The organism is Nocardia aurea (assembly GCF_003123685.1).
Taxonomy (GTDB): Bacteria; Actinomycetota; Actinomycetes; order Mycobacteriales; family Mycobacteriaceae; genus Nocardia; species Nocardia aurea.
Genome location: NZ_QCYJ01000091.1, coordinates 15969 through 41391, shown reverse-complemented (window position 1 = coordinate 41391; position 25423 = coordinate 15969). Strand labels below are relative to the sequence as shown.

Sequence of the window (25423 nt, the reverse complement as noted above, 5' to 3'; positions counted from 1 at the left end):
CAGTGCGCGAATTCACGCGCCGACCGGGGTGTCCGCCGCGAACAGATCGCGTCGGCGGACCGGGGCCAGCGCGAACCGCGCGGCGATCTTCGGGGTGGTGAGCCAGCGGACGTGAGCGCCGTTGCGCGCCTGCGAGACCGCGCGCTCGGCCAGCCACGGCGCGACGGTGTCGACGTGGTCGGCCAGGATGTTCATCACCTTGCGCACCTTGACCAATTCGTCCTCGGTGTAGCCGTGGGTGAGCAGGTCGGTGACGACCATGCCCGGACTGAGCCGCCCCACCGAGACCCCGTCGGGCACCTCCCGCGCGAGCGCCTCCGACAGATAGGTGACGGCGCGTTTGGTCGCCCCGTACACGCCGAGGCCCGCGACCATCCGTCCGTCGCTGCCGAGTCCTTCCATATTCCAGACGTGTCCGCCGCCGCCCGCTGCCATCCCGGCGATCGCGACCGCGCAGCCGTGGATCGCGCCCAGCAGGTTGGTCTCCACCACCGCCTGCGAGGTGGCGGCGCTCAGCGCCCACGCCCGCTCCCGGTCGTGCGAGATCCCGGCGTTGTTGATCCAGATGTCGATGGGGCCGAGCAGTTCGCACCCCGCGTCCCAGAATCGCTGGACCTGGTCGCGATCGGTGACGTCGGCGGCCATCACCAGCGCCTCGTCGGGCAGTTCGGCGCGCACGCGCTCGATCCGCTCGGGATCGGTGCCGCAGACCGCGACCCGATGACCCGCCGCGAGCAAGGCGCGCGCGATGCCGAGTCCGATACCGCGCGTGCCCCCGGTCACCGCGACGGTCTTGACGGCGTTCACGACCGCTCCAGAATGCCGTGCAGTACCGCGTCGAGGCGGTTGTGCTCGAAGATCTCGTAGACCACGGCGATCCGGGTGCCCGCACCCATGCCCGGTTCGGCGTCCATGACGAATTCCCTTCCCTGTAACCGCTTTCCATCGGCGAAATGCACCAGCGGATAGTTGGCGCGCCCGTAGGCGGTCGCGTTGCCCCAGCCGTCGGGGCCTTCGTAGAACAACCGGGCCCCGTCGCGGCGCGCCAGTGTGCGGTAGTCGTAATCGATCGCGCCCGACCAGGTGATCTCGTGCCGCGCGGTGAGCAGATTCAGCGGGTCGATCGTCAGTTCCATCCGTACCGGCCCGATCGGTCGCTGGTCCGCGCCCCACAGCTCGCATGCGCCGGCGTATCGGCTGACCTCCTTGGACGGCAGAATGAAAGGCACCGCACCGCAGCGTGTCTCGTGCGCGAGATGGTCCTGCACCAGATCCGGGACTCGCGTGTAGAGGCCGTTGAAAACCCCGACCATCGCCGGTCCCTGCCGCAGCACCGAGGAATACACCTGGGTGTCCTCGATGGTCTGGTTCCAGGTGTTCAGGCTGACCTGCCACCCCGGCCCGTAGTAGTGGGCGTCGACGAAACTGCCGTAGGGCTGGCCCGCGCCGAAGAAATCGGGACCGGTGTAGAGCCGATCGGCGTCGGAATCGGTGACGCCGAACGCGAACGGCGCGGCCAGCGCGAAACGTCCTGCCAGCGCGCCACCGCCCTCGATGCCGCCGTCCATGTAGTAAGTGGTGACACCGTCGCGGAACACCGAGGAGCGGCGGATGTTCTCGAATCCGCACCAGGTGCCCTGCGCGTCGAACAGCGACGGCCTGCCGACCCATTCGCCGGTGATGCGCTGCTGCCAGCGACTCGGTTCGACCGCGGTGCTCATGCGAGCAACTCCCCACGCACCAGATCGCACTGCTCGGGACCGATCAGCCGGGTGACCCGATCCCACACCGGATCCACCCGGGGATCGAAGAGATTCGCGCGGTTGGCGCGATCACGGCCCGCCAGGTCCGCGTCGACCTCGCCGATGCCCTTGTCCACCAGTGTCAGCCAGTGTTCGAGATAGCTGTCGACGGTGCCGTCGAGTGCGACGAAAGCCTCGGGTGTGACCCGGCACACCAGCATCCAGGGCGACATCATGGCCCGCTGACGTGGGCCGATTGCGGCTGGTGAAATGCCTTCGGTCGACCATGCCGTTTCGAGTAACGGTGTGAGGGGTGCGAACACCTCGTCCAGGTAGTCCAGATTCACCGCCAGATCGGCCCGGGGGACCAGATCCAGATGCATCGCGTGATACTCGGCCGACGCGACCGAATCCAGGGTGAAATGCGGTATCGCCGAATCGCTTCCAGTGAACGCGAAGATCATGTGGCTGTCCAGGCCGATCTGCGGCACCACGAGAGAGACCGTCACCGCCTTGTCGATCGGCCCGCCGCGCAGCACGCGCAGCCTGCCGACCGGTTCGGGCGACATCGGACTGGTCAGGGCGATGTCCTGGGTCACCGCCAGATCGAGGGCGTCGGACAGTGTCGCCAGCGTGCGGTCACTGAGCGCGGCGGGCAGACTCATCGGGTTTACCTCCATTGCGGGCCTTGTGCACCCACGCACTGGCCAATTCGGGGTGGTCGCGGCGAGTGGGTGAGGCGATGACGGTCGCGTTGCGCCGCGGCCCCTCGGTGGTGATGATGTCGTCGCCGCCGACCCACCAGCCCTGCGCGATCAGCTGGGCGCGGCGACGGCGGTAGGCCACCTGGAGCGCGTCGCTGCGGACATGCAGTTCGTCGGCGAGATCGAAGGGCAGCAGCTCCGGGCGTTGGGCCTCGACCACCGGCCGATCCTGGACCAGGATCTTCTCGATACGTTTGCGGGCGTTCTCGTCGGCCCAGCCGCCGGTGAAGAAATTGCGGTAGCCGATGATCTTCACCATGGTCCGGTCCTGGGTGATCGGGATGTTGAAGTCGTAGAGCAGCATGTCGCCGATCGGCAGGCGCACATGCAGTTTCACCACATTGGGCAGGTACCAGCCGTTGGTGACGGTCACGTATTCCGGACGCGGTTTGCGTTTGGCCAGCAGGCCCCAGAGTCCCTTGGGCGGCGGCGGGCTCAGGAAGATGTCGGCTTCGGCCGACCAGTCGTCGGAACGGATCTCGAAAGCGGGAATCTCGGGTTTGTCCGGGTTGCCGAAGGAGGTGCCGTGCACGAACGGGGTGTGCGAGGCGTCGACGACGTTCTCGAAGGTCCGCTCGTAGTTGGCGTTCAGCTCCATCTCGAAATGCACGGCCCGGAAAGTCGGGTCGTCGTGTTCGGGGATGACCGGAATCGGCGGGCGCTCGTCTTCGGGCAGATCACCGAGAAAGGCCCACACCATGCCGTACCGTTCGACGGCCGGATAGGAATCCACCCGCGCCTTGCGCGGAATACCGCGCTCCTCGGCATTGGCCGGGATCTTCACGCACGCCCCGTCCGGGTTGTACTGCCAGCCGTGATAGGGACACGCGATGCGGTCGCCGACGAGGCTGCCCATCGCCAGGGATCCGCCGCGATGCACGCACAGATCCGACAGACAGACCGGTGCGCCGGATTCGCCCCGGTAGAGGACGAAATCCTGGCCGAGACAGGTCACCCTGATCGGTTTCCGGGTGACCTTCTCCGCGAATTCCAGTGCGTACCAGAAGTTCTTCAGCATGTGCGCTCGCTCCTATCGGCGGTGCAGGACGACACCGTCGTCGGAAACGGAGCCGTCGTCGGAAACGGAGACGTCGCCGAATGCGGACAGTTCGGCTCGCGCGCGCGCCGAACCCGACACGTGGGTGTGCAGGAACAGCGCGGTCAGCCGCGAGAACGCAGGCATCGCGTCGGTGTCGGCGGGCCCGTCCAGGAATGCCCGCGCGGCGGTCGGATCGGCATCGGCGATGGCGAAGTGGTTGGCGCCCTTGATGATCGCCAGTAGATTCGCACCGTCGGGCAGTGCTTCCTCGAAGGTGCGAGCGACCGGATCGGGCCGTTCCAGCCCGTCTTCGCCGTAGCGGTCGGCACTGCCCATGATGACACCGTCGTTGGTTCCGACACCGAGCAGGACCGGGCAGGTGACCTGTGCGGGCAGCACCGTGCCCGGCGCCCAGCCGAGCATCGTCGCCACCATGTTGTGCGCGCCCCATGCGAATACGGCCGCGATCTCGGGGAAGTATCGCGCCGACTGCAAGGCGACCGTGCCGCCCGCCGAATGCCCGCCGAGCGCGACCCGCTCCAGATCCAATGCCCCCGCCAACGGGCCCGAGGTGTTCAGTTCGGTCAGCGAGGAGAGAATCGCGCCGATCGTCGGACAGGTGGGCGCGGTGCCGTAGGTGTCGGGCCGCGCCGCGGCGAGGTCGACGCCGGGCGTGAGCCCGAACTGTCCGCCGAACAATTCGGCGACCCTGTCGAATGTGGCGACGACGAAGCCGTTTTCGGCGATGGCGGTGGCGAAGCGCCGGTAGGCGTCCTGGCCGACGTTCACCCCGGACAGGAACAGGACCACCGGATACGGCGCGTTCGCCGGATCGGCCCAGAAGACGCCGGTGAGACGTTCGGCGTCGTCACCGCGGACCTCCGCCGGGTAGTAGATCTTCAAGTGCGCGGTATCGAAGGGGGCGGTCCCGTCGGTGCGGACCGACCACCACAGGGAACGGATGATGCTCATGGATGTCCTCCGGCGATTCGGGGTGGTCGGCGTCTCGTGCTCACGCGACCGGCCGTGGTAGGACGCGGTCGCCGCCCCACAGCGCGCGGACCAGGCGTTCGGTCAATTCGGCGCCGAACATGCGCTCGCCCATGACATTCGCGGGATCGCGTTCGGCGATATTGCGCCGGATCGCCAGATCGCGCCCGGCCAGTTCGGCGCGCTGTTCGGCGGGCACCGGCTCGGCCGCGTCCACCCAGCCCAGCCACTGGTCGACGCGACCGCGCAGCAGAACGGCGACGGTGTCCAGGTTGGGTCTGGTCGACGGGAACGAATAGCAGTAGGCGGTGGGGGACAAGCTCGCCCTGATGAATCCGGTGCGGCTGGTGAACCACGCGAAATCGGGATGCTCTGCCTTGAATTCCAGCCAGGGGGCGTCGTTCTCGGCGTAGTAGCTGTCGAAGTAGTCGCCGTCGCCGACCATATCGCCCCGGGGTACGGCGTCGACGTAGAACCAGCCCTCCGGCCACAGCAGCAACGCGATCGCCAGATGCGGGACCCGGGCCTGGGGGCCGAGCCACAGCGTCAGGTGCAGATTCACGAATCCGGTGCCCGGGTCGCCGATCCACGAGTGCACCAGCCAGTCGACCTCGGGCCCGGTGTAGGCGGCCAGACTTCCGGCAGGACCGGTTTCCGGGTCGCCGTAGTGCTCCAGATCGACGGTGGACGGGTCGCGCGTCAATTCGAACCGCGCCGCGAGCCGATCCTTCAACTCGGTGAGCAGAGCCCGCCATTCGGTGAAGGTCTCGCTCACGTCGGTACGCGGATTCTCGTCGACCATCTGCTCGACGTGTTGCAGCGTTTCGCTCACCTGATCACTTCCGTTCCTGACGATGCGATGGCGAGCGGCCGCAGCGGACGCCCGTCCACGAGATTCGTGCCCTTGGAGACATTGCGGTTCACCGCTTGGGCGGGCCGGACGGCGGCGCTGAGACCGACCGACCCGGCGACCGTCGCGCTCACGACCGGATGGCTGATGACCCCGGTGAACGGACCGCGCCACGCGGTCCACAGCGTGAAATCCGGGCTCAGCGCGTAGCACGCGCCACGGAACTCACCGTCGGCGTCGTACCCGGCGGCGACGATATTGAGCCGATTCTCCGCCGACCGTTCGGCCAGGCCGAGCCGCAACTCCCACGGCTCGGACGGTGTGTGGGTGACCGCGACGACATCGGCGTCGGCGACCGCGGCCAGCCGGAACGTCTCGGGGAAGATCGCGTCGTCGCCGACCACGATCGCCACACGGCCCCAGGGCAATTCGAAGACGAGCAGGTCGTCGCCGAGTTCGGTCAGCCACGGGTGCCGACGCGTCGCATGTAGTTGCGGCTGACGACCCACCACGCCCCCCGCGTGCACCAGCAGGCCGTGGTTGGCCGCGCCGTCGCGCACCGACACCACCGCGTGCGCGGTCGAATCGGCGAGCGCGTCGACCAGATCGCCCAGTGGGATATCGGCCAGTTCGGGCAGCACGATCAGCGCGGCCCCGGCACGGGCGGCGGCGCGGACCAGCGCGACGTCGGCGGCCACCACCGCGGCCGTGACGGAAGCAGCGCCGGGCGGCGCCGTCCTGGCGGACGGCTCGGTGAGCCGGTGATAGATCTCGGGACGTCGCGCGGCCAGTAGATCCGTGCCGTCGGGCCGGATCTTGTCATCGGCGCGCGCGACATCGATATCGGCGACGACGATCGCCTCCCCGGTCGGCGGTGCGATCGCGACCACCGTGCCGTCCGGCGCGACGATCTGGCTTTCCCCGGCACCGTGCAGCCGGTCCGGCGGAACACCCAGGCGCGCGGCGATCTCCGGCACGAGCTCCTCCGGCAGCAGCGGCCCGACCTTGTTCGAGGCGACCACCCACACCTTGTTCTCCGCCGCCCGCACCGGCACGTGCAGACTCGCCTCGTCGACGGCGAAGGAGTTGAGACTGTTCAACAGGATCTGCGCGCCACGCACCGCCAGTGAGCGGGTGACCTCGTTGATGACGCCTTCCATGCACGCGTACATCCCCAGCCGCCCGATCGGGGTGTCGATGACGGGCGAATCGGTCTCGCCCGGATCGAAGTAGTCGTTCTCCGCGCCCATCAGGACCTGCTTGTCGGACTCGCCGAGCAGCGTGCCGTCCGGTCCGTAGAGCAGGCTCGTCGCCGTCGTGCGGCCGTCGTCACGGGCGAGGCCGACGCCGATCTTGACGTAGAGGCTGTGCCGTGCCGCACGTTCGGCGACCGCGGTGAGGAACTCGTCACCGATCCGGCAGGCTGCGCGCCGTGCGTGTGCCCGATCGGCGTACCAGGATAGGTGGTGACAGAACTCCGGCAGCACGACGAGCTCGGCGTCCGCCTCGGCGGCGGCATCGATGGCGCGCAGGCACGCGGCCAGATTGACGGTCACCTCCGTGCCCGCGGCGAATTGCGCGGCCGCGACTCGACTCATGGCATCGTCCTCTTTCCGCAGCGGATGGTGTTCCGTAGATCGAAACAGCGTTTCCAATCGACTCGAATTCTGTCCCGCTGCCGATCGCGTGTCCAGGCAGGCAACAGGCAATTCATCTGGACGTAACATGCGATGAGCGACGCCCGAGGGGAATTCGGCTCGTGCGGAGAAACGCCACTGGGCTCCGGCCCGACCGTTCGGCGCGCTGTCGAAACCGTTTCGACGCCCGGCGGGACCGCAGTACCGTCGCGATATGCCCGACCTGATCGCACCGACCGCGCGTCTGCACACCGCGTGGCTGCGGGCGCACGACGAATGGGGACCCGGCCCGCACGAAGACGGCTTCGGGCTGCGACCGTCCGACGAGGTCGATTCGCCCGCCGGTTTCGCGGACTGGGTGGCACGGTTGACCGCCGAATCGGACGAGGCAAGCGGTGCGCGCTGCACCTACCGATGGATCGTCGAGGGTGACGGCGTGCTCGGCGGAATAGCGCTGAGACACGGGTTCGACGACCATGTGCGATGGGCAGGCCATATCGGCTTCGGCATCCGACCGTCCGCGCGCGGTCACGGGTACGCGGGCTGGGCGCTGGGCCGGATGCTCGGCGAGGCCGCGGAACTCGGCATGGATCGGGTGCTGATCGTCTGCGCCGTCGACAACATCGCCTCGGCCAAGACCATCGAGCGGCGCGGCGGCGTCCTCGAAGGCATCCGGGAAACCCGGCTCGGACCCGCACGGCGCTACTGGATCAGCGTGGCGTCGGCACTCTCGCGGTGACCTCGTTGCGGTACAAAGGATTGCGCGTTGTGTTCGGTCCCGGGGTTCACCCGCGCAGTACCCTGCTCCCATGACATGGTCCATCGCCGAGGTCCATCGCCGAGGTCCAGCACCAACGGAGCAGGTTGCGCGCGATCCTCGAGCGGGCCACCGGGGTATCGGCCACCGAACACGACGTGTACGCCACCGTGAAGTTCGTTCATGGCGTCACGACGACGCAGCGGGTGAGCCTGTGGTGGGCGGCAGACACCGTGCGACTCGGTGCGTGGGTCGGCGAATTGAAACCGCAGTACACCGCCTTCTATTCGAATCCGACCGTGGTCGACGGACTACTCGCCCTGGAGAACAGTGGCTGGTCGATCAGGGCGAATCTGCATCTGGCGTACCATACTTCGCGACCCGAGCAGCGATGGTATCCCGCGATGGCCCTGACCGGCCGCGACTACATCGGCCGATGGACGCGGGATCTCCCGCACGCGGGACGTCGCCCGCGAGAGGAGATCGCCGATCCCCGATTCGGCCGATGGCTCGTCGACCGCGGCTACCTCACCGACGGCGAACTGCCCGGCCTGCGCGACTGGCTAGCCCGGCACTCGCGGCGACACATCGATATTCGCCCGAGTATCGCGGTCGAAAGGGCCTGGGCCACCGACGAGACATCGACCGGGGACCGCGCCCTCACGTCGCACATACGCACCGCCATCGACGAGTTGCTCGAGGCCCTCGACGAACCCGGCCTGCGCGCGACGGCGTGAGAGTCGCGTCAGCACCGAATCCGCCTGCGGTCGAACGACCTCACGTGGCCCGAACACGACACCGATCACCGTCGATGAATGCCCGCCTCTCGGCCCATCTCTCAGGGATCTCGTCGGTACGCTCGTGGCATGGGCGGGGACTTGTTACCGGCGATCGTCACCATCGGCCCGTTGGCGCTGTTCGGGTGGGCGGCTCTGCGGGCGAAACACCACGGCCTCGGAGGCGCGTTCGTCGGGCCGTTCCAAGAGATGTTCGATCCCGGCGCCGCGCGAGCGCAGATCGTCATGGAGGAGATCGCGGAACTGCCGGATCCGTCCGACTCGGGCGATCCGGGCGACGATGATGCGCCGAACACGGTGGTGTACAGGGGTGTTCGGCTCCGAATCGACCCCGACAGGGCGCGGCGGCGTGAAGGTAACGGGGCCACCGGGAGAGCTGGATGAGCCGGTCGAATCACGGTTCCGTGCGGCGGTAAGGCCACGATGTTCGAGGCCCCGACGGTGTGCGGGGACCTCGAATCATCTCGGGGAGCTCAGAGCTCGACGATCTGCTCCTTCGGTGTTCGCGCCGGGTGGCCGTCTTCCAGGAACTCCTGGGGCACGAGGTTCTCGATGTAGGCCTTGATCAGCAAGGAGGTGGTCGGGGTGTACCAACGTGCCTGCGCGACGGCTCCGAGCATGATCCACAGGCCGTCCTGCGGCGTCGGCTTCCAGACGTTGTTGATCTCGCCGTCGGTGCCGAAGCCCCATACCTTGCCGACCTTGTCGCGTACCTCGGCGCCGAACCATTCCTCGATCGCGTTCTCGATGGATTCGTAGCCGGTCGCGAGAACCACGGCGTCCAACGGGATCTCGTCGCCGTTCTTCAAGGTGACGCCGGTCGCGGTGAACGTGTCGACGTCATCGGTCTGAACGACCCCGATATCTCCGTCGATGATCCGTTGCGACGCGCCGACGTCCAGGTAGTAGCCGCCACCGGTGAGGAAGTAGCTGTAGAAGAATCCGGTGTCCTCGGGGCCCGATCCGATTTTCATACCCGCGGCCCGCAGCTTGTCGTGCAGTTCCTTGTCGATCTCGTCACCGATTTTGGTCTGCGCGATGAAGTTCTGCTTCAGCTGCGGATACACCATGCCCGACATGAACCGGATGTCGATCAGTTCGGCCGGGATATCACGAGGGTTGTATGGTGCGTACGACAAATTCGCGGTTTCGATATCCAGCACGATCGCGGGCGAACGTTGCAGGATCTTCGAGGTGCCGCCCTGCTTGTGGATATCGAGTGCGATGTCGTGCCCGCTCGTTCCGGTGCCGACGACGAGGACGTTCTTCCCCGCGTAGTCCTTGCCGTCGACGAACTTGCTCGAATGGACGACCTCGCCCTCGAAGTCCTTCAGGCCGTCGATATCCGGGATGCGCGGTTTCTGGCTACCGCCGGTCGTCAGCACGACGTGCTTGGGTCGCAGTTCCCGCACCGAGCCGTCCGACTGCTGGATCCGGACGGTCCAGCGACCCGACGCCTCGTCGTAGGTGCCGCCCTGGAACTCCGAGGACGTCCAGAAGTTGATGTCGAGTGCCTCGACGTAGGCCTCGAACCAGTTGGCGAACTTGTCCTTCGGAATGTACTCGGGGTAGCTCTCCGGGAACTTCATGAAGGGGAAGAAGAGCATTCCGTGGGGCTGGTGCAGCAGCAGGGACTCGTAGCGCTTGCGCCATGTATCGCCGATTCGCTCGTGTTTGTCGATCACCACGTTCGGCACACCGAGCCGGTTCAGGTGCGCTGCCATCATCACGCCGAACTGGCCGCCGCCGACCAGGAGCACGTCCGGGTCGGAATCGACGAAACTCGCTTCCTGTGCGCGGTATTCGGACCAACGGATATCGGGATGGGTGTCGTCGAAGCGGTCGCGGCGTGGCCATTGCGGTGCGTGATCGCGGAAGCCGTCGATGCGGGTGAGCAGGTTGACCGCGCGCCAGCCGCTGGGTGCGGTGGTGTCCTCGACCAGGTAAGCGAGGCCGTCAGCCGTTCCGGCCTCGACCTCGAACGCGAGGAACACCTCGATTACCCGAGGTCCGCCCTCTTCCTGAGAGATGACCGGCGCACTGGGCTTGCTGTCGTCGACGTGAAAGTTACGCGCGTAAGTGCCCGTGATGCATCCGAGGATCAGATCGATCACGGCATCGCGGCCCGCCGCCTGACGAAAGTTCCATGTGAGCGCTCCCAGATCTCGATAGAAGCTGTCCTCGAGGAACAACGCCTCGAATCGGCTGCGGTCGCGTGAAGCGAACGCCTCATCGAGAGCGCCCAGCCATCGCTGAGCTCCGTCGAGCGCCGAATCAGTCGTGGCATCGAGAGTGCTGGTCATGTAGTGCCCCTAGCTTACGCGCATAACTAATGACACCTACTGGTGCCGTGTTAGCAAGCTAACAAGCCCTCGGTGTGCCGTCAATCGACCTCCCGGCGTCCACCTCGGGAGGTGGACGCCGAGTGGGGCCGGAAAGCTCTGTGGGCAGGGATTACCGCCTCACCTCCGACGGGGAGCTACACGACCTTGGCGGCGATCAGCAGGTTCCAGATCTCACCCTGGTCGACGACCTCGACGCCGAGTTTCTCGGCCTTGGTCAGTTTGCTCTCGCCGACCCCGGCGCCGGTGATGAGCATGTCGGTATTGGCCGATACCGACGACGCCGCCGTCGCGCCCGCCTTCTCGCACAGACGCTGGAACGTCGGGCGAGCGACCTTCTCCCCGGAGCGCGGGTCACTGAGCGCGCCGGTGATCACCACCGTCTTGCCCGCCAGGGGCGCACCTGCCGCGACGACGGGCGGCAGGTCCTCGTCGCGGACGTCGAGACTGACGCCCCGCTCGCGCAGCCGTTCCAGTTCCGGGCGCAGGCGCGTGAGGTGCGTGACCAGGGAGGCCGCGACCTTCGGTCCGATGTCCTCCACCGCGACGAGCCGTTCCTCGCCCGCGTCGGCGACCTCCTCGAGTGAGCCGAATCCCGCGCGGGCGAGCCGGGCGGCGGTGCCGTCGGAGGCCATGGGGATCGCCAGCCCGATCAGCGCTCGGCGCAGTCCGACCCGGCGGCTGGCGTCGATCGAGTCGATCATCCGCGCGGCCGAGACCTCGCCGACGCGGTCGAATTCGAGCAGGCGCTCCTTGGTGAGGGTGTAGAAGTCCGACGGGTGTTCCAGGATGCCCGCCTCGGCGAGTCGTTCGATCCACACTCCGCCGATGGCGTCGATATCGGCCGCGGCGCGTGAGGCCCAGTGGATGAGTCTGCGGACCGTCTGCGCGGGGCAGGAGACGTTGGTGCAGAACAGTTCTCGGCTGTTGCCCTGTTCGGTCACCGGCTGCGCGCACGAGGGGCAGGCGGTGGGCGGCACGATCTCGATTTCCTCGCCGGTGCGTTGGGAGGCGTCGAGTACGCCCGCCACGAACGGGATCACATCACCCGCGCGGCGCACCAGGACGGTGTCGCCGACCTTGATGTCGCGGGCGCGGATGACCTCCTGGTTGGCCAGCGTCGCCTTGGTGACGGTCGTGCCGCCGACGAACACCGGCTCGAGCCACGCCACCGGAACGATCTTGCCGGTCTTGCCGACATCCCAGATCACCTCGCGCAGCAGCGTGGTCTTCTCCTCGGCGGCGAATTTGAACGCCAGCGCGCCACGCGGGGAGTTCGACCGGGTACCGGCCGCCGCGTAGGCGTCACGGTCGGCCAGTCGCAGCACCGCGCCGTCGAGGTCGTAGTCCAGTTCGTTGCGATCCCGCTCGATCGCGGTGATCGCCGCCTGGGCCTGTTCGGCGTCGGCGCACAACCGCATCTGTGCCCCCGCGACCCCCAGTGCCCGCAACCCCTCACCGAGATCGACCGCCGTGTCGTCGTCGGTGTCGAGGTCGAAGCCGAAGAATTGCAGGCGGCGCTCGGCGACCGTGGCCGGGTCCTTCGCGCGGAGCGTGCCCGCGGCGGCGTTGCGGGGATTGATCAGTGGTTTGTCCGGGTGGGCGGTGTTGTAGGCGAGGAAGGTCGAGCGCAGCATCACCGCCTCGCCGCGCACCTCCACCCGCGCCCTGGATTCGATCCGCTCGGGAACGCCGTCGACCAACGCCCGGACCAGCATCGTCACGTCGTCACCGGTGGTGCCGTCACCCCTGGTGATCGCGCGCGCCAGTGTCCCGTCCTCGAAGACCAACGCCAGCGACAGGCCGTCGAGCTTGGGCATCACCACCACCGGCTGGCCGGGGAAACGGTCGAAGAACGCCGCGACCTGTTCGGGCGTTGTCGACTTCTCCAGCGACAGCATCGGCCGCGAATGCCGGATCGGGGCGTGCAGCACCGCGGGCGCGCCGACCTGCTCGAGCGGATTCGGGTCCGGCGCGAGCTCGGGATTCGCCGCGATCAGGCCGCGCAGCTCGTCCTCGACCGTGTCGTACTCGGCGTCCGCGACCAGCGGCGAGCCCTGGTAGTAGGCCTCGCGCAGCGCCACGATGCGGTCAGCGAGCTCTCGGATGTGTTCCCCAGTTTCCACAGACCATGACGCTACAGAAACCCACCGACACCACCGTGCACCGTGGACACGACCGATGGCCGCGTCCACGCGGCGGGCGCCGCGAAAACCGGTTCTCGGATCGGGATCGGCCGGGTGTACTGACACCATGACGATCACATCTGTCACCGTGCGCGCCGCCGGTGACGTCGATCTGCCCGCCGTGTTGCCGCTGGCCGTGGCGTTCTACGCGGAGGACGGTTTCGCCACCGGCGAGCGGGCCCTGCGGCGCAATCTCGCGACGCTGCTCGCCTCGCCCGCTGCGCGGGTCGCGCTGGCGTACTCGGCCGATCGGCCGGTGGGCTTCGCCGTCACCGCCACCGGCTTCGGCCTGGAAAACGGTCCGATCGCCGAACTGGAAGACCTCTTCGTGGTCCCCGCCGCGCGGCGGCACGGCGTGGCGGGACGACTCATCGAGGACAGTGCCGGGTGGGCGCGCGAGCGAGGCTGCGGACGCCTCGAATTGGTCATCGCGCCCAACGGCGGCGAGGTCGGGCACCTGTTCGACTTCTACCTCGCCCGCGGCTTCCGAGACGAAGGACGCAGCCTCATCAGCCGCCCTCTCTGAGGCGACACCGCGCTTTCGTCGATGCGCGTGCTGCGGCGGTGCGGCAGCCGTGCTTCTACGCGGCGATGCGTTATCGTCGCCCCCCGAAGGGGATGCCGGGTAGGTAGGTCACCGAGGTTCATCGCTCACCTGAAATGCGTTATCAGGGAGGAATTGTGGACATCACCGAACTCATTCTCGACGATCACCGCGAGCAACGGCGGCAGTTCGCGATCCTGGAGCAGATCGATCGCTCCGAGGTCGGCGTGCTCTCCGTCATCTGGGACAGGCTGGCGGCCTTCCTCGAACTGCACGCGCTGGCCGAGGAGGAGATCTTCTACCCGGCGCTGCTTCAGGTGGGTATCGCCGCCCGGCGCAAGACCGGGGTGGAGGACGAGACGCTCGACGCTATCGGCGACCACAACGACATCAGGGACGCGATCGCCGAAGTGGCGCGTCATCGGACGGGCACCGATGACTGGTATAAGGCTGTGGCAGCGGCGAATTCGGCCAACAGTGACCACATGGCCGAGGAAGAGCGCGAGGGCCTCACCGACTTCCGACGCTTCGCGAGTCTGGACCGTCGCCACCGGCTGGCCGTCACCTTCGCCGCCTACGAGGCGCGCAATTACGCGGGCGTCCAGCCCGTCGACAAGGATCCCGTCGGCTATGTCCGCGAGGTGGAGAAGAAGGTACGCACCGACACCGGCGGATCGCTGAGTGTGGGCACCATGAAGCGGAACTGATCCGGCGGATCCGCGTTCCGTCCGGTGCCCTTTGTCGGAGTTCCGAGCCGAGTATGTCCCTACCTTTCCGGTCATCGCCGGAGTCGGCGAGCGAGGACGTCGCCTGGCGCGGTGCGATCCCGTCGGCTAACGTAGCGTTCCACTGTTCGAAACGATGTTTCTTATCTGGAGTGTGATCCGCGTGGACAGTTCTTCGTTGCACCACATCGTGCTGATGAAATTCCTCGAGCGGTCCGACGCGTCCGAGGCCAAACGCAAACTGCTGGAGATGGCGGACTCGGTACCCCAGATCAGCACCATCGCCATCGAACTCGACGAAGCGGGCACGGAAGTGTCCTACGACCTGTGCATGACCACGGTGCACGATTCCGCCGAGGCGCTGCGCGGATACCAGGCCCACCCCGCGCACCTCGAACTCGCCGCCTGGCTGGTGCCGCGCCTGGCCGATCGCGCCGTGGTCGACTACCGGCGCTGACCGCGTCCTGCGGGTTCAGCCCGCCGGATAGGCATTGGCCGCCGCCCCCGCCCCGCCCCGCCGGAATGCCGCCGGCGCGTGCCGCACGACGGTCTGCGCGTACTCGCGCAACCCTTCTTCGGCGTATTCGCGCCCGAATCCACTGCCTTTGATCCCGCCGAACGGCGCGCGCAGCGACATACCGGTGCGATTGTGCGTGTTGACGAAGGTGAAGCCCGCCTCGACGCGCGCGGCGACGGCGAAGGCCCGATCCTCGTCGGCCGACCACACCGACGCGCCGAGTCCGAGTTCGCCGTCGTTGGCGCGGGCGAGGACCTCGTCCTCGCTGTCATAGGTGAGCACGGGCAACGCGGGGCCGAACTGTTCGAGCCGGACCAGGTCGGCATCGTCGCACAAACCGAGAACCAGTGTGGGAGTGAGGAAATAGCCGTCTCCCTCGGGTGCGGACGCCAAGGGGATCAACTGCCCGCCGCGCCGCGCCGCATCGGCGAGCAGTCCGCTCACACGGTCCGCCGCACCGCGCGTGACCACCGGCCCCATGGTGACCTCCTCCGAGGTCGGATCACCCACGTGCAGGATGCGTGCTGCCGCCGCCCGATAGGAATGCACGAATTCGTCACAGCGTGCGCGCGGTACGTAGAGGCGTTTGGCCGCCATGCAGACCTGGCCCGCCGTCGCGAACGACGCCAGCACGAGCCGCTCGTAATCGGCATCCGTCAGGGCGAAGTCATCGAGGAATATCGCCGGATCGTTGCCCCCGAGTTCCAGCAGGATCGGCGTGAGCGCCCGCCCCGCCGCGGCGGCGATACCGCGCCCCGCGGCCTCACCGCCGGTGAACGCGATCTTGCGGACCGATTCGTGCTCGACGAGCGCGAGCACGGTATCGGGACCGCCGTGCACGACGGTCGTCCCGGGCAGGAGTGCCGCCACCGCCGACACGGTCAGCGGGGCCAACGGCGACGGTTTGAGGACGACGGTATTCCCCGCCGCCAGCGCGGGGGCCACCTTGAGCATGGACAGGATGATCGGCGCGTTCCACGGGGTGATCGCGGCGACGACCCCGTACGGCCGCGCCACCAGGTCCAGACGGCCCAGATCGTCGTCGAACATCGAACCGGCCAGTACCGCAGAAACTTTCGCGCACACCCACCGCAGATAGGTGACCGCGAAACCGATCTCGCCCCGACAGTCGGTCACCGGTTTACCCGACTCGCGCGCGAGCAGAGGCGCCAACTCGGGTACGCGGGAGGCGATCACGTCGGCGGCTTCGCCCAACACGGTCAGCCGTTCGGCCATCGGCCGGCGTGACCACTCGCGGAAACTCTCGTGCGCACCTCGCACAACGGCCGCCACCGCAGCCGGTTCGGTGACCGGCACCGATCCGACGATCTCGCCGGGACGGGCCGGATTCTCGCGTTCGATCCACATCGTCGGCACCGGCTCAGCTCAGCGAATCGATCAGACACGCGCGCCGCAGATAACTCCGCGCCGCGACCGGATCGGCGGCGAGCGCACGCAGCCTGTCGTGTTCGGCGCCGTCATCCGCACGCAGTCGCGACCAATTGTCGTGGCTGGTGCGTTGCACATGATCGACCGCGACGACCCGCCGTCGCCGAGCCGCCGCGCTCAGCACCTCGTCCGGTGCGCCGTCGACGACGTCGGCGAGCGCGGTGCACAGGGCGACCGCGTCGTGGATGCCGCTGTTCATTCCGAGGCCGCCCAGGGGATTGTTCACGTGCGCGGCGTCGCCCATGAGCAACACCCGACCCACCCGGAACCGATCGGTGACCCGCTGGTGCACCCGATACAGCGAGGAATGCAGAATCCGCCACGGTCGACCGAGATCGGCGACCCCGCGCAGACGTTCGGGCAGTCTCGCCGCCTCGGCTTCGTCGGGAGTGTCGGCAGGCGTGGGCAGCAGCACCCGCCAATGCTGCGGCGTCCGCAACAACACGAGCCATTCGTCCGGATCGAAAACGTAGTTGATCGGGGCGATTCCGGGCAGTGCCGCGTCCAGATCCTCGTCCACCGAGGCGACGAGGAACCGTTCGGGATAGGTGGTGCCGTCGAATCCAGCGCCGATCGCGCGGCGCACCGCCGAATGCGCGCCGTCCGCGCCGATCACCCAGCCCGCGTGCAGCGAACCGTGATCGGTGTCCACGCGCACCGAATCCGGGCCGGGGACGCAATCGCGCACTCGATGCCCGAATCGGACCTCGACCTCGGGCGGTAGGGCGGCGAGCAGAATCGGTGTGAGCCTGCTCTGTTCGCATTGCACGCGGAACGGGAAGGCGGTGTCGCGCGCGAGTACCGCGAGATCCAACGTCGCGATCTCGCCGCCGCGCCGGTCGCGATACTGGAAGGTGGGCGCGACGATACCGCGTTCGAGTAGTGTGCCCGCGACGCCGAGCGCGTCCAGCATTTCGAGCGTGGGCGGATGAAAGGTCGAAGCCCGCGACTCCGCCGCCAGCTCCGCGCCCGCTTCGAGAACCGTCACGGTGACGCCGCGACGCGCGAGGGTGAGCGCGGCGGTCAGACCGACCGGACCCGCGCCGACGACCACCACGTGGGGCGTGCTCATGACGTGTGCAGGGCGAATCGCCCTTCGACGCCGACGACCCTGGCCCCGGTGAAGAACAGCAGCGTTTCCGCCGTGCCCTCCTCGCCCAATCCCGACAGTCCCCACGCCGGACGCGGAGTCATGGGATTCAGACTCATGATCGTCGAGCCGTTGACCTTGACCTCACCCGCCCGGATCGTGCGCGCCACCGCCAGCGCCCGCTCGGTGTCGGTACCGCAGACATACCCTTCGAGCCCGTAGGGCACGGCATTGGCCACCTCGGCTGGATCGGTGTCCGCCTCGTAGGTGACGACGGCGGCGACCGGCCCGAACACCTCGTCGGGAAGATCCTCTTCCACGAGTGTGGGCGCGAAGTAGTTCCCGATCGCGGGCACCGAACCGAAGGACCGGGCAGGGCGATCCGCGATCGCCGCCCGCAGCATGCGTGTCTGGCGTGAATGGATCTGCGGCCCGAGATCGGTCGCCGGATCCAGCGGCGGCCCGACGGTGAGTTTGCCCAGGCGTTCCCCGATCGCCTCCATGATCTCCCCGGCCGCCCGTGCGGGCAGGATCAACCGTCCCAACGCGCGACACCACTGCCCGTTCAAGGTGGTGAGCAGTTCGGCGGCCATGCGGGCGGCGGTGTCGATATCGGCGTCGGGCAGCACGACCAGCGGATTGTGCCCGCCGAGTTCGAGTTGCACCGGCCGCAGGAACGCGGCACTCGCCGTCGCGACCGCACGCCCGCCCGCGACACCGCCGGTGAACGACACGGCCTTGATCCTCGGATCGGAGACCAGCCGTTCCCCGGTTTCCGGACCGCCGTGCACCAGCTGGAACATGCCGGGCGGCACATGCGCGGCGATCGCCCTCGCCACCGTCACCGAGCTGAACGGGCTCAGTTCGCTCGCTTTGAGGATCACCGGACACCCCGCCGCCAGCGCGTTGGCCACCTTGTGCGCGGCCATCGGCGCGGGCGCGTTCCACGGCACCAGACACAGACTCGGCCCCAGCGGCAGGCGACGCACCTCGACACCATCGCGGTCGGCGCGCCGAATGCCGTCTCGAACCTGTTGTGCGGCAAGGCGAAACGATCCGGAAACGATCACACCGAGCGGGGCGGTCTGGCGCAACGGCACCCCGGTGCTCACCGCGTCGAGCGCGGCGATCGCGTCCAGTTCCGGTTCCAGCGCGTCGGCGATGGCATCGAGCATGTCGGGGTCGACCCGCCCGCGCGCCGCCGCGGCCACTTCGAGACTGCGCTCGACACGCGCGGGCGCACTGCCGAGCGCGCGGACGGTCGCCGCGCCGGTGGCCGGATCTTCCAGGTCGAAGCCGAGATCGATGGTCGCCTCGCCCCATTCACCGTCGACGAAATCCGTGATCGGCGTGAGTCGCGTATCCATCAGCCCACCTCGGCCGGTGCGGTGGCGAACAGTTCGTTGGCCTTCGCCTCGGTCGCGATCTTGGCGACCTCGAGCATGCCGCGTTCGGCGGGAAAGGTCATGACCAGGCCCATCGCGAGATCGCGCAGCGCGCGCCCGGCCGAACCCTGCATGGACGCCGCGGACGTGCCGCCCGCCTTGAGCGCCCCGAGGGCGACCTGGAAACACGCCTCGGTGACCGAGCCCTTGCCCAGACGCCACTGGGTGAAGACATCCTGCTTCGACTTGAACGGCGGCTCGGCGGTCTCGACCGTGAGCTGGTAGCGCAGCCACAGGTAGGCGGTCTGCAATTGCCGGGTCATTTCGCCGAACAGCACCTGGTGCACCGGCGAGGACGCCACCGGTTTTCCGGTGTCGGCGAAGGTTTTCGAGGTGGCGGCGGCCAATGCCTCGTCGTAGACGTTCTGTGCGCAGCCGGTGTACACCGCCGCGATCGCGAGCTGATTCCCGACGAAACTGCCCCGGCTCCTGGTGAGCATCTTGGGAAACGCGCCCGGCACCGCGAGCGCCTCGTCGTCGGCGATGAACACATCGGTGAGCCGGATGCCGTTGTTGGCCGTTGCCCGCATACCGAGCCCGTTCCACGGCGCGCGCACGCTCACCCCCGGCGCTTCGCGCGGAACGAAGAACGTCGCGATACCGTCGGCGGTGTCGTGGCCGTCGAGTACGGCCGAGGTGAGGTAGAAGTCGGCGACGCCGGTCGCACAGCCGAACGACTTCTCGCCGTTGAGAATCCAGCCGCCGTCGACCTTGCTCGCGGTGGTGGCGATGGTGATGTTGGCCGCTTCGGTCTTCACCGATTCGGAGGCGAAATTGGCCAGCCACACTCCGTCCGCCATACGCGTGAGGACCTTCTCCGCGAACGCCCGCACCACCGGTATCTCGTCCGCGTCGAACAGTCCGGCGTCGATCGCCTCCAGCGGTAACAGGCCGCGCGAGGCGCTGGTGTTGTGGAAGAAGTACGCCAACGCGGTCGAGGGACACGCGGTGCCCATCGCGTAGGTGGCGGCGGCCAGATCGCGCAGCCCGCCGCCGAGTCCGCCGAATTTCTCCGGCACGACCAGGCCGAGCAGGCCTGCGTCGCGCAGCAGGTCGACGTGGCCCGTGGGGAAGGTTCCCGTGGTGTCGGCGTGGTCGGCCGCCGCGCGCAGCACGGGCAGGATCGAGTCCACCCGCCGCGCGCGGTCGCGTTCGTCCGCGGTCATATCTTCGACAAGTCGTTCACCGATCATCTGACGAGTCCCTCGTAGTAGGTGCGGGCGTGGTAGAGCAGGGGAGCGGCTGACCGCGGCGTCGCCGCGTCCTGCACCGATCCGAGCAGTATGGTGTGATCACCGGCCGGATGACAGGCTGTGACGACGCAGTCCAGCCAGGCCAGCGAATCGGCCAGCACGGGGGATCCGGTCCAGGCTGTATCCCAATCGCCGTTCGCGAAACGGTCCCTGCCTGCGATTTCCGGGGTCGCGAATCGGTCGCTGATATCGCGGTGATCGTGGCCGAGCATATTCACGGCGAAGACGCCGCTGCGCCGGATCATCCGGTACGTGGTGCCCGCCGAGGCCAGGCAGACCGAGATCAGCGGTGGGTCGACGGCGACGCTGCTGAAAGAACTGGCCGTCATGCCGTATCTGCGGCCGTCACCGTTGCCGACCGTGGTCACCACGGTGACGCCGCTGGCCCATTGCGCCAGGACCGCCCGGAAGAATGTGGGATCCACCGCGTATCTCGTTTCGTTAGTCGAAACACTGTCTCCCACAACGTAACGTTAGGTATCGGTTCGTGCAAGGGGAACGGGTGTGTCGTCCGTTTCCCATAGGGAAATTTCCTGCTTACACTGGCCGAGTGGCAGTCAGTGAACCCGAAAGTCCCAGTCGATCCATCGCCGCAGTCGAGCGCGCCATGGACGTCCTGCTGCTGTTCGGCCGCTCCGGCCGCGCCGACCTCGGCGTCACCGAGATCGCCACCGAACTCGGCATCACCAAGGCGGCTGTCCATCGCATCCTCACCGCGCTGCGCAACCGCGACCTGATCGCGTTCGAACCGTCCACGCGGCGCTACACCCTCGGCCATGCCGCCATCGCGCTCGGCCGGGCGTACATGGCGCGCACCGATTTACGCATCATGGCCGCGCCCGAGTTGCGCCGCCTGGCGTCGCTGACCGGCGAGACGGTGACACTGTCGATCCGTCGCGGCGACACGAGAATGTACGTAGACCAGGTGGTGCCCGATCACGAGCTGCGCGTGGAAGTGTCTCTGGGCGTTCCGTATCCGCTCTACGCGGGCAGTTCGTCGAAGGTGATCCTGGCCTACCTCGGCAAACAGGACATCGACGACTACCTGCGCAGGCAGGACCTGGTCGCCTTCACCGACGACACCATCACCAGCCGCACCGCCCTGCGCACCGAACTGACCGCGACCCGCAAACGCGGATACGCGATCTCGCTCGGCGAACGCCAGATCGGCGCGGCCTCGATCGCGGCGCCCATCCTCGATCACGACGGCGGCGTCATGGCGGCCATCAGCGTCTGCGCCCCGCTGTCGCGCTTCGAGCCCCGCATCGACGAATTCGTCCCGATCCTGCTCAAATCCGGGCGTGCGATCTCGGCGCAATTGGGTTACGCGGGTTGATATTCAGAGGTTCGCGCCCGGTTTGAGCACGCCGAGCGCGGCGGCGGCGAGCACACTGCCCCAGATCGTCCAGACGTAGGGCAGGCAGCCGTCGACGCTGCGCCGGATGGCGCGTTCCACCTCGTCGGTCGAGCCGGTCGTCATCAGCGCGCCGAACGCGGGACCGAAGGGGCGCAACGTCATTCGGATACCGAGTCCGGCGGCGATGGATGCCGCGTACAGCAGGATCTTCGCGCCGAGCCAGCGCGGCTCGGTGGTGACGCCGAACGGTTCGTCTACCGCGACGGTGTAGACGCCGCACGCGGTGAGCGCGAACACCACCGCGTATCTGATCCCGAGATCGGTCCACAGCACGGCCCTGAACCGTCCGTGCGTCCGATGCTGGATGACCGTCAGCGTGAGCCAGCCCGCCGCGAATATCCATGTGCCGCCGACGATCCACCAGGGAAACAGCGCGACACCGAACAGCGTCGCCCCGTGCGGGTCCAACGCCATCAGGGTGACCCCGCTCGGCAGGAACAGCACCAGGCAGACCTTGGGCGCGAGATCCACACCGCTCATGATGTGCAGCGCCGTCGCCCTGGCGCCGGGCGTGAGCGCCGGGTCGATGACATACCGGCTCGAATAGAACACGCCGAGGTCGCCGCCGAGCCAGAAGACGAACAACACGATGTGCACGATGATCCACCAGCCGTGCGGATGCGATCCCATATCAATCCTCTACGAGCGAAGGTGGCGCGAGGCGGATCCGCGGCGCCGGGGCGGGTCCGCCGGAGCAGATGTCCGAATGGAGACAACGTATCCCTGTAAGAAACAATCGGCAACCGGAGCCGACCGTGACCGGATCCCGACCGGGCGCGGTGGATAATCGGGTACACGGGAAGACCGAGATCCGCGAATACGCGTCCGGCGATTCGGCGGCGGTGTCGGTCGGAGAGAGGTCGGATGTCCGAGCAGCCGGGAGCCTTCGCGGACGACCCGTTCGACGGTCGCACTCCGACCGGCCACGAACGCATGACCGGCCTGTCCTGGGACGCCTCCTACCGCGACGGTCCCGCGCCGTGGGATATCGGCGGCCCGCAGCCCGCGGTGGTGCGGATCGCATCGGACGGCGGCTTCGCCGGAGCCGTCCTCGACGCGGGCTGCGGCACCGGCGCGAACGCCATGCACCTGGCCGCCTCGGGATTGTCGGTGCTCGGCGTCGACATCGCCGAAACCGCCTTGGAAATGGCGCGCGAACAGGCCGAAAGTCGCGGTATCACAGTCGAATTCACGATCGCCGACGCGTTCGCGCTGCAACGGCTCGGCCGCACCTTCGACACCGTCCTGGACTCCGGGCTGTTCCACACCTTCGACACGGACGAGCGCGCGCCGTACGTGGACAGCCTGGCCGCGGTGACCGAACCGGGCGCCACGCTGTACGTGCTGTGTTTCAGCGACGAGGGCACGGAGACCGGTCCGCACCCGGTCCGACGCGACGAACTGGAGACCGCCTTCGCCCCGGAGCGAGGCTGGAAAGTCGTCACGATCGAACGCGACCGGATCCATACCAGATTCCACGACAACGGCGCACCCGCCTGGCTCGCCGCGATCACCCGTGTATCGAGGTGATCGGCGCGAGTCGATCGACAACCCCCGCGTCGGTAGGGGTTGGATCGCCTCGGACCGAACGTGCGGTGGCGTCGAACCGTATCCGTCGCGCCACAGAACTCACCTACCGGTCGCACTCCGCCTCGTGTCGTCAGCGCCGCTTGTGACGCCTGACCCGACGCGGAGGTGACGGCATCGACTGTCGTACGGCGACATCGACGACCCCGGGCGCGAGCGGATTCGCGTAGAGCGATTCGATCGCGGCGGCGTAATTGCGCTCGACCACGTAGCGACGCAGCGACATCTTCGGGGTGAGCTCCTCGTCGCCGGGAGTCCAGGCGTGGTCGAGCAGAATGAAACGCTTCACCTGTTCCGGGCGTGACACCGTGGCGTTGCCGTCGCGGACCGCGGCCACGACCTTCTCGCGGATTCCGGGTCGGTGGACGAGGATGTCGATATCGGCGGCGAGCACGCCCGCGGCGGCCGCGTCCGCCGCGATGGCGTCCGGGTCGAGGGTGATCAGCGCGGTCAGGTACGGCCTGGCCTCGCCGATGACCATGACGTGCCCGATCAGGAAGGACGCGGCCTTGATCGCGTTCTCGATGGCGGAGGGCGCGATGTTCTTTCCCGCGTCGTTGATGATCATCTCGCTCTTGCGCCCGACGACGAACAGGTTTCCCGCGGCATCCACGGTTCCGAGATCGCCTGTGGCGAGCCAATTCCCGGCGCGAAACGCGCGCGCGGTGGTCTCGGGATCGCGGTGGTATCCGAGCATGACCATGGGGCCGCGAACCATGATCTCGCCGTCGGCGGCCAGGGCGATCTCGGTCCCGTGCACGGGTCTGCCGACGCTGCCGAAGGCCGGATCGTCCAGTGTCGTGGTCGTACTGACCCCGGCCGCCTCCGACAGTCCCCACACCTGGGTCAGCCGGATGCCCAGACCCGCGAAATACGCGAGCAGATCCGCCGACACCGGGGCGGCGCCCGATGCCGCGAACCGAATGCTGTCCATGCCCAACTGTCGGCGGACCCGCGACAACACGAGGGCATCGGCGATCCGGCGGCGGACCGGCAGCCGCCGGTAACGCGGCACACGTCGGGTCTCCGCGTCCGCGGCGCGGCGACCGATCTCGAATGCCCAGACGGCGAGTGCCTTCCTGGCGTGACCGGGTTCGGCATCGATGCGCGATTCGATCGCGGCGCGCGCCTTCTGCCATACCCTCGGCACCCCGAAGAGCACCGTGGGGCGCACTTCCGGGAGGACGGCGGCCATCAGGTGCGGGTCGGCGACCGACGTCACCTGGATACCCCGCACCATGCCCGCGTAGTGCGCGGTGATGCGGTCGGCGATATGTGCCGCGGGCAGATAGGACACGATCCGATCGCCGTGATCGGCAGGCAGGTGTTCGCCGAGGCCGACGAGCTGGGCGAGGATATTGCCGTGGGTCAGCTCGACGCCCTTGGGCGGGCCCGTCGTTCCCGAGGTGTAGCTGATGGTGGCCAGGTCGTCGGGGCGGACCTCACGCCAGCGTGCCTCGAAATCGAAGTCGGGGGCCGACATGCTCACCAGTTGCGCGAGTGACATGACACCGGGGGAGAGCCCGTCCACGCAGATGATGTGGTCGAAGGCGACACCGGACTGGAGCAGCCTCGGCAGGAACTGCTGTTCGGTGATCATGATCCGGTTGCCCGCGTTCGCGCAGATGTAGGCGATCTGCGCGGGCGGCAGCGTGTTGTAGATCGAGAACGGGGTCGCCCCGACGTGCAGTGCGGCGGTGTCGACGAGGTGGAATTCGGGCCGATTGGTCAGCATGATGCCGACGGTGTCGCCGAAGCGGATGTCGAGCGCGGCCAGGCCCGCCGTGATCCGCCGGACCTCGCGCGCGTATTCCCGCCAGCTGTATTCCCTGCCGCCGCTCACCCGCAGCGCGATCGCCTCCGGCTGCACCGACTGCGTGGCCTGGAAGGCCTCCGGGAGCGTGTAGACCGGGTAACCCAGGCTGTGCTGAAACGCGAAGAACCGCTCCCGACCGCGCATCGCACCCCTTCGTCCGATCAATCTTGAAGGAACAAAGAGTAACTTATTGACGTTCGGTCCGGACCTGAACGAGCTCGAAAGCTCGAGTCGTCTAGCATTTAGAGCGTTCGATTGATTCATCGACGTGCGGTGCAGAATCGGCGATCTTGCTGTGAACCTCTATTAACTTAATGATCCGATGTCCGGATCGATGGCCGGAAGCGTCCCCGCCCCCGGGGCGATCCGTCGCCGAGGGGATCGCGGTGGGAAGGTCTCGAACCGGTCGCCATCCGGCAGACCCGTGGCGTCATCTATGTGCCGATGGGATGCTGTATCGGCAGCTGGTGGTCGAC

General features: G+C 67.7%; 24 protein-coding genes. 8 read left to right on the top strand and 16 right to left on the bottom strand.

Features of this window, described 5'->3' with window-relative positions:
• Nucleotides 1-12: 12 nt before the first annotated feature.
• From DAT37_RS18945 to DAT37_RS18915, 7 genes are read right to left on the bottom strand one after another with little or no spacing between them, the layout of a single operon-like run.
• Nucleotides 13-807, bottom strand: coding sequence for an SDR family oxidoreductase (locus tag DAT37_RS18945; RefSeq protein WP_109526136.1), 795 nt, complete (start codon nt 805-807; stop codon nt 13-15).
• Nucleotides 804-1721: a hypothetical protein gene (locus tag DAT37_RS18940; RefSeq protein ID WP_109526135.1), complete on the bottom strand. Its 918-nt coding sequence runs from the start codon at nt 1719-1721 to the stop codon at nt 804-806. The genes DAT37_RS18945 and DAT37_RS18940 overlap by 4 nt, the downstream gene beginning before the upstream one ends.
• Complete coding sequence (locus DAT37_RS18935; protein WP_109526134.1) at nt 1718-2407, bottom strand: hypothetical protein; 690 nt, start codon at nt 2405-2407, stop codon at nt 1718-1720. The genes DAT37_RS18940 and DAT37_RS18935 overlap by 4 nt, the downstream gene beginning before the upstream one ends.
• Entirely contained in the window at nt 2382-3524 is a 1143-nt protein-coding gene (locus tag DAT37_RS18930; protein WP_109526133.1) for an aromatic ring-hydroxylating dioxygenase subunit alpha, read from the bottom strand. Before DAT37_RS18930 ends, DAT37_RS18935 begins: the two co-directional genes overlap by 26 nt.
• A gap of 12 nt (nt 3525-3536) precedes the next feature.
• Complete coding sequence (locus DAT37_RS18925) at nt 3537-4517, bottom strand: alpha/beta hydrolase family protein (protein WP_109526132.1); 981 nt, start codon at nt 4515-4517, stop codon at nt 3537-3539.
• Nucleotides 4518-4557: 40 nt separating this feature from the next.
• On the bottom strand, nt 4558-5367 hold the full coding sequence (locus tag DAT37_RS18920; RefSeq protein WP_109526131.1) for an oxidoreductase: 810 nt from the start codon (nt 5365-5367) through the stop codon (nt 4558-4560).
• Nucleotides 5364-6983, bottom strand: coding sequence for a nitrilase-related carbon-nitrogen hydrolase (locus DAT37_RS18915; protein WP_109526130.1), 1620 nt, complete (start codon nt 6981-6983; stop codon nt 5364-5366). Before DAT37_RS18915 ends, DAT37_RS18920 begins: the two co-directional genes overlap by 4 nt.
• A 253-nt stretch (nt 6984-7236) precedes the next feature.
• On the opposite strand from DAT37_RS18915, the gene DAT37_RS18910 reads away from it, so the two are divergent.
• The 3 genes from DAT37_RS18910 (at nt 7237) to DAT37_RS18900 (ending at nt 8960) form a co-directional block, all read left to right on the top strand.
• Nucleotides 7237-7761 (top strand): GNAT family N-acetyltransferase, encoded by a 525-nt coding sequence (locus DAT37_RS18910; protein WP_109526129.1) that lies wholly within the window; start codon nt 7237-7239, stop codon nt 7759-7761.
• Between the two features lie 125 nt (nt 7762-7886).
• Nucleotides 7887-8516: a hypothetical protein gene (locus tag DAT37_RS18905; RefSeq protein WP_109526128.1), complete on the top strand. Its 630-nt coding sequence runs from the start codon at nt 7887-7889 to the stop codon at nt 8514-8516.
• A 129-nt stretch (nt 8517-8645) separates the two neighbouring features.
• Nucleotides 8646-8960: a hypothetical protein gene (locus DAT37_RS18900; protein ID WP_109526127.1), complete on the top strand. Its 315-nt coding sequence runs from the start codon at nt 8646-8648 to the stop codon at nt 8958-8960.
• A gap of 89 nt (nt 8961-9049) precedes the next feature.
• Here DAT37_RS18900 and DAT37_RS18895 read toward each other — a convergent pair whose 3' ends face one another.
• Nucleotides 9050-10879, bottom strand: a complete 1830-nt coding sequence (locus tag DAT37_RS18895) for a flavin-containing monooxygenase (RefSeq protein ID WP_109526126.1) — start codon at nt 10877-10879, stop codon at nt 9050-9052.
• Nucleotides 10880-11055: 176 nt separating this feature from the next.
• On the bottom strand, nt 11056-13044 hold the full coding sequence (ligA, locus tag DAT37_RS18890) for an NAD-dependent DNA ligase LigA (protein WP_109526125.1): 1989 nt from the start codon (nt 13042-13044) through the stop codon (nt 11056-11058).
• A 127-nt stretch (nt 13045-13171) separates the two neighbouring features.
• Here ligA and DAT37_RS18885 point away from each other — a divergent pair, with 127 nt between their 5' ends.
• From DAT37_RS18885 to DAT37_RS18875, 3 genes are all read left to right on the top strand, one after another.
• The gene (locus DAT37_RS18885) at nt 13172-13630 is read left to right on the top strand and encodes a GNAT family N-acetyltransferase (RefSeq protein WP_109526124.1); all 459 of its coding nucleotides are present in this window, start codon (nt 13172-13174) and stop codon (nt 13628-13630) included.
• 155 nt (nt 13631-13785) lie between these two features.
• On the top strand, nt 13786-14355 hold the full coding sequence (locus DAT37_RS18880) for a hemerythrin domain-containing protein (RefSeq protein WP_109526123.1): 570 nt from the start codon (nt 13786-13788) through the stop codon (nt 14353-14355).
• A gap of 181 nt (nt 14356-14536) precedes the next feature.
• Nucleotides 14537-14830, top strand: coding sequence for a Dabb family protein (locus tag DAT37_RS18875; protein ID WP_157978545.1), 294 nt, complete (start codon nt 14537-14539; stop codon nt 14828-14830).
• 15 nt (nt 14831-14845) lie between these two features.
• On the opposite strand, the gene DAT37_RS18870 is transcribed toward DAT37_RS18875, so the two are convergent.
• Genes DAT37_RS18870 through DAT37_RS18850 form a run of 5 tightly spaced genes read right to left on the bottom strand, consistent with a single transcriptional unit; the run spans nt 14846 to nt 20552 of the window.
• Nucleotides 14846-16258 (bottom strand): aldehyde dehydrogenase family protein, encoded by a 1413-nt coding sequence (locus tag DAT37_RS18870; RefSeq protein WP_109526191.1) that lies wholly within the window; start codon nt 16256-16258, stop codon nt 14846-14848.
• A 13-nt stretch (nt 16259-16271) separates the two neighbouring features.
• Nucleotides 16272-17411 carry an FAD-dependent oxidoreductase gene (locus DAT37_RS18865; protein ID WP_109526121.1) on the bottom strand — a complete coding sequence of 380 codons (1140 nt, stop codon included), beginning with the start codon at nt 17409-17411 and terminating at the stop codon, nt 16272-16274.
• Nucleotides 17408-18796, bottom strand: a complete 1389-nt coding sequence (locus DAT37_RS18860) for an aldehyde dehydrogenase family protein (RefSeq protein WP_109526120.1) — start codon at nt 18794-18796, stop codon at nt 17408-17410. Before DAT37_RS18860 ends, DAT37_RS18865 begins: the two co-directional genes overlap by 4 nt.
• Nucleotides 18796-20067: an acyl-CoA dehydrogenase family protein gene (locus DAT37_RS18855; protein WP_232839850.1), complete on the bottom strand. Its 1272-nt coding sequence runs from the start codon at nt 20065-20067 to the stop codon at nt 18796-18798. The genes DAT37_RS18860 and DAT37_RS18855 overlap by 1 nt, the downstream gene beginning before the upstream one ends.
• Nucleotides 20064-20552, bottom strand: a complete 489-nt coding sequence (locus DAT37_RS18850; protein ID WP_157978544.1) for a flavin reductase family protein — start codon at nt 20550-20552, stop codon at nt 20064-20066. The genes DAT37_RS18855 and DAT37_RS18850 overlap by 4 nt, the downstream gene beginning before the upstream one ends.
• A 125-nt stretch (nt 20553-20677) precedes the next feature.
• Between DAT37_RS18850 and DAT37_RS18845 the strand changes: the two genes are divergently transcribed.
• Nucleotides 20678-21463, top strand: coding sequence for an IclR family transcriptional regulator (locus DAT37_RS18845; RefSeq protein ID WP_232839849.1), 786 nt, complete (start codon nt 20678-20680; stop codon nt 21461-21463).
• 3 nt (nt 21464-21466) lie between these two features.
• Here the strand turns inward: DAT37_RS18845 and DAT37_RS18840 are convergent, their stop codons facing one another.
• Nucleotides 21467-22174, bottom strand: coding sequence for a hypothetical protein (locus tag DAT37_RS18840; RefSeq protein ID WP_109526117.1), 708 nt, complete (start codon nt 22172-22174; stop codon nt 21467-21469).
• Between the two features lie 234 nt (nt 22175-22408).
• Here DAT37_RS18840 and DAT37_RS18835 point away from each other — a divergent pair, with 234 nt between their 5' ends.
• A complete protein-coding gene (locus DAT37_RS18835) occupies nt 22409-23074 on the top strand; it encodes a class I SAM-dependent methyltransferase (RefSeq protein ID WP_232839848.1) in 666 nt (221 codons plus the stop codon).
• A 130-nt stretch (nt 23075-23204) separates the two neighbouring features.
• On the opposite strand, the gene DAT37_RS18830 is transcribed toward DAT37_RS18835, so the two are convergent.
• Nucleotides 23205-25091: an AMP-dependent synthetase/ligase gene (locus tag DAT37_RS18830; RefSeq protein WP_109526116.1), complete on the bottom strand. Its 1887-nt coding sequence runs from the start codon at nt 25089-25091 to the stop codon at nt 23205-23207.
• Nucleotides 25092-25423 lie beyond the last annotated feature (332 nt).